The sequence below is a fragment of the Lactococcus sp. UBA7128 genome (assembly GCF_002492185.1).
GTDB lineage: Bacteria > Bacillota > Bacilli > Lactobacillales > Streptococcaceae > Lactococcus > Lactococcus muris.
In genome coordinates, this window is record NZ_DKXK01000013.1 from 1 (window position 1) to 4,801 (window position 4,801).

4 protein-coding genes are annotated in these 4,801 nt (G+C 40.9%); all 4 read left to right on the forward strand.

Annotated features, from left to right (window positions below; genetic code table 11):
* On the forward strand, nucleotides 1-291 hold a 291-nt coding region (locus tag B4H39_RS01555), incomplete at its 5' end, for a DUF6273 domain-containing protein (protein WP_286927477.1).
* A gap of 11 nt (nucleotides 292-302) precedes the next feature.
* Complete coding sequence (locus B4H39_RS01560; protein ID WP_251422464.1) at nucleotides 303-3,098, forward strand: vWA domain-containing protein; 2,796 nt, start codon at nucleotides 303-305, stop codon at nucleotides 3,096-3,098.
* On the forward strand, nucleotides 3,088-3,885 hold the full coding sequence (locus B4H39_RS01565) for a DUF6273 domain-containing protein (protein ID WP_251422467.1): 798 nt from the start codon (nucleotides 3,088-3,090) through the stop codon (nucleotides 3,883-3,885). The genes B4H39_RS01560 and B4H39_RS01565 overlap by 11 nt, the downstream gene beginning before the upstream one ends.
* Before the next feature lie 15 nt (nucleotides 3,886-3,900).
* Entirely contained in the window at nucleotides 3,901-4,704 is an 804-nt protein-coding gene (locus B4H39_RS01570; protein WP_274708639.1) for a DUF6273 domain-containing protein, read from the forward strand.
* Nucleotides 4,705-4,801: the final 97 nt, after the last annotated feature.

Here is a 4,801-nt window from a genome sequence, read left to right on the forward strand (position 1 = left end):
CGTTTTGAAGATGACCGTAACTTAATGTATTTTAAGCGAAAAGGGGGAGTAAAGGAGGACAGGTTAGCTTATTTAGAAGAGGATCCTACCCCTTATAGCTGGTGGCTCCGTACGGCTTTTGCGACGGCCTCCACAGTAGTTAAAGGAGTTGATTACGAGGGGATGTTGTCAGGCGGGGGTGTTGTCTATCCCGCCCATGTCCGTCCAGCCTTTACGCTTCCGCCAGAAACAGAGGTAGAGAAAAAAGAGAGTGACGGCCAGACAGTGTATGTGCTTAAGACAGATAAATAAAGGAGAAGAAGATGTTTAAAAAATTATGTTTATTGCTATTTATGCTGTGTCAACCCATATTTTTTGGTACACGTGTATCTGCTACAGCAGTGAAAGATTTGGATTTAAGTATCAGTTTGTCAGAAGTTCAAAGACAAAAGATAAGCTTTGAAGCTCCTGATGACAGTAAGAGAAAGCAGTACAGTATTTTTCTGATGGATAGCTCCAGAAGTATGGGTGGAAGAAGTGTCAAGCAGACCAAAGATATGGTTGGCAAGTTTGTAAAAGAGTCGGGTGCGTCCAAGCAGGAGCATCAAATTGCGCTTGTGGGTTTTGGAGATGAGGCAACTGTGCTTCAAGCTTTTACTCCTGATGAGAAACAACTGCTGTCCGCTTTGGAAAAGATAGAAACACGAGGGAAGACCAACTTATACAGTGGTTTGAAACGTGCAGAGCAGCTCCTGCAAGAAGTCAAGGATGAGGGGCAAAAAAATATCTTCATCATCAGTGACCGGACACCAACCGCAGGGGAAAAAGTAAATACAGGAAAGTATGGAAGCAAAGACATCTACAGCTATCAGTTTGCCAATGCGGCGAATAATCTGGCGCAAAAGATGAAAGCAGAACAGCAGGTAAGCTTTCGGACTTTCGTATTTATGGATAAGATTGTGGACTCGACCAAAGCATTTGCCCGAACCTTTTTCCAAAATATTCAAACAGATGGGGCCTTTGATTTTAAAGATGTACAAGATATGGATTTTGTTTTTAAAAGTAAGGAGGCGGGAAAGGATTTCCAATCAGGGACTTTTAACTATGGTTCCGCACCTGCAGGAAAAGAAGTCAAGGATTCTCAAGCCGTCTACCACTACAGTGATTCTTATTTTGAGCAGAGTGCCTATGCTTATCGCAAGGAGAAAAATCGCCCTTATGACCCAAGGCTAGCGACCATGTCCCTCAACCTAGAACTGGCTGCTTGGTCCAGTATCCAAGAAAAAAACTATCTTTTAAAAAATAGAAATGCGAAGCAGCTACTGGAAGAAATCGGTTTTGAAAAATTCAAGGCTAACCAGCATTTTCAAGAAAGACCCTCGAAAGACTCGATTGGTGCGGTCATTGCCCAGAAAAAACTGACCGTCAAAGAAGAAGACTACACCTTGATAGCTCTAGCCATCCGAGGCGGGGGTTACGAAGCAGAGTGGGCCAGTAACCTGACTTTAGGACGGTCAGGCGAGCATCAAGGTTTTAGAGAAGCCAGCGAAAAAGTGTTGACCTTTTTAGACCAATACTTGAAAGAAAACAAGGTGACAGGCAAGATAAAGCTCTGGATTAACGGCTATAGCCGAGCAGCTGCAGTAACCAGCTTGACCGCTGGCGCTTTAAATAAGGGGCGAAAGTTGGCCAGTGGTGAACTCAAAGCAGAAGATATGTATGCTTTCTGCTTTGAAGCACCTGCGGGGACTTTGAAGGGAACGGGGAATGATAATGAACGACATGATAATATTGTCAATGTTATTAATGTCAATGATGTGGTGACTAAAGTGGGACCGGAGGTCTATCCGTTTGAGTTTACACGTTATGGGCAGGATTCGTCTTTGCCTGATAAAACTCTACTTCCCCAAGAGGTTTATGAATCTGCCAAAAGTCGAATGGAAGCGGAATTAAAAAAGCTAGACTCTAACTTAAACTATAAACTAGAAGAATTTCAAGCTAAAAAAATAAGTATACTGGATATTTTTAATGGCTTAATTGTGGATGATCCAGAGGGTAAGAGAATGAATGAATCTCTGGATGACATCATCAGAACCTTTGCAGTTGAGCAAATAAAGCATAGAAATAAGTATGTTAACGTGTATCAAGAGGACATACGAATACTAGCTGAACTCTATTTCACAACACGGGTTGAAGATAGGGAAAAACTTACAAAAAGTTTATTTAAAAATCTTGTCACCTCTATGATGTTAGGAAGTAATGCAACGAGGGTGAAAAATTTTGTTATTGATTGGTTGAGAAACATGGGGTTGGTCAATCATTCAGAGGTACGAATTGAGTCTTTAGCAGAGACTTTTCGAGAGCTTGTGTTCAAATTTATGATTAAACATCCTAATCTTTCAGTGACTCTCATAGCAAACTTAGACCCAGTTGCCCAAGCCCATCATCCTGACCTTTGCCTCGCATGGTTGAGGGCGCAGGATGAAAATTATCAAAAGAAAAAGATTGAGGCTCCTGAGCCAAGCAAAACCTCAAAACGTATCCTAATAGCAGGAGATGTAGACATTAAGGTAAAACGTGAAACAGGAGAAATGGAGAAATATTCGACGGATGAAGTCATGGAGCTTTCCACTTCAGCAGCAGAAGACACGACAGTCCTTGTCCAAGCCAGCGAGGCGACAAAGGTGGATTATACTGTACAGACCATTGATAATAAGGACGGAAGCGTAGTTCTGACCGAAGAGTTTGAAGATGTTGAACTAAATGCGGGAGAAAAAGTTGAGATAAACCTCTATAAAGAATCAGAAGATAAAGCTACAGAACTCGTCAAGGAGGGAGAACAGCTAAGCTCAGAAACGAGCGGTAAAGAAGAGTCATCAAAATATTACTCGACAAATATTAGAGTGGAAAACGAAAACCTAGGCTTTGTCCTAGGGGGTGGAATGACTCGCTTTGCCAACTATTCGCCCTTATATGCTCTTCCACGAGAAAATGCGGAGTTTGTGGGTTGGTACAAAGGAGATGTGCTTTTATCTTCGGAAAATACTTATCAGCACCAAGTAAAAGCTGAGGAAGAACTTGTTGCGAAGTTTAGAGAGGTAAAGCCAAATGACCAGTAAAAAAATATTTTTTCTTATTTCGTCACTACTCTTAAGCATTGTCCTCTCAATTGTCCTCATAAAGAGAGAGGAACTTGTATATTTGCTTCCTGTTAAAGAACCCCAAATCCTAAGAGATTTAGCTTATGACAAGGATAAGCGTTTAGGTTATACCGTTCATATTAAGGAAAATGAGAAGCTAGTGCCCTATCTGGTGCTCACGAAAAATTATATCGGACAAGGTAATGTTTTGCTTTTAAGAAAACACCTCGTAGATCCACCCATGTCTTTTCGGGATGGTTGGGAGGAAGCCTATTATGGACATAGCATACCGGATGCCTTTATGCACAAGGACTTTATCAAGCGTTTGTCTAAAGGTATACAAGAAAATATTGCTCTCACAGAGCTGGGGATAAAGCCTTCGGCAGAACATGCTGGAAGGGGGCATATAGAAAAAATAAAGCGGAAATTTTTCTTGCTTTCAGACGTTGATATTGGAAATAGTAGAGGCAAACATCGCAAGGGAGATGATCGTAATTTACTGTATTTTAAGCGAAAAGGTGGAGTAAAAGAAGACAGGTTAGCTTATTCAGAAGGGGATTCAACTCCTTATAGCTGGTGGCTCCGTACTGCTTTTGCGACGGATTCTGCGGTAGCTAAGGTAGTTGACTATGAAGGGATGTTTGGAGGAAATGGTGTTGCCTACATTTCTTATGTCCGTCCAGCCTTCACACTTTCACCAGAAACGGAGGTGGAGGAGAAAAAAGTTAACGGACGTAAGGAATATGTGCTTAAAATAGATAAGTAAGAAAGGGGAGATTAGATGAACAAAATAACCAGTAAAAAAATATTTTTACTTATTGCTTCACTACTCTTAAGCATTGTCCTCTCAATTGTCCTCATAAAGAGAGAGGAACTTGTATATTTGTTTCCTGCAAAAGACCCCCAAATCCTAAGAGATATAGCCTATGATAAAGACAAACGCTTAGGTTATACCGTTCATATCAAAGAAGATGGTAAGTTAGTGCCCTATCTAGTTCTCACAAAAAATTATATCGGTCAAGGCAATGTCTTACTGCTTCGAAAATACTTGCTGGATCCGCCCATGCCCTTTCAAGAAGGCTGGAAAAGATTTTATTACGGGCATAGTATGATTGATGCCTTTATGAACAAAGAGTATATTAATCGTTTGCCTAAAAATGTGCAAGAAAATATTCCCCTCACAGAGCTTGGGATAAAAGCTCTAAAACCTAACTTTGAAAGTAGGCATATAGATAAAATAAAGCGGAAACTTTTCTTGCTTTCGGATATTGATGTAGGGAACTATAAGCAAAGAATTCGTTTGGAAGAAGAGGAAAATTTGTTATATTTCAAGAGAAAGGATGGTGGAAATACGACTAGACTCGCTTATTTGGAAAACGACCCTGTCGCTTATACTTGGTGGCTTCGTACTGCTTTTGAAACGGCTTCTGCAGTAGCAGATACGATTAATGATGGGAAGTTTGGAGGGAATGGAGTTGCCTACCCCGCCCATGTCCGCCCAGCCTTCACACTTCCACCAGAAACAGAGGTGGAGGAGAAAGAAATCAATGGGCATAAGGAATATGTGCTTAAAATGGATAAGTAAGAAAGGGGAGGTGGAGATTAGATGACCAAAAGAACCGGTAAAAAAATATTTTTTCTTATTGCTTCACTGCTCATAAGCATTGTCCTCTCAATTGTCC

Coding starts and splice junctions, on each gene's coding strand:
- B4H39_RS01560 (WP_251422464.1), top strand. CDS start 303: ATGTTTAAAAAATTATGTTTATTGCTATTTATGCTGTGTCAACCCATA.
- B4H39_RS01565 (WP_251422467.1), top strand. CDS start 3,088: ATGACCAGTAAAAAAATATTTTTTCTTATTTCGTCACTACTCTTAAGC.
- B4H39_RS01570 (WP_274708639.1), top strand. CDS start 3,901: ATGAACAAAATAACCAGTAAAAAAATATTTTTACTTATTGCTTCACTA.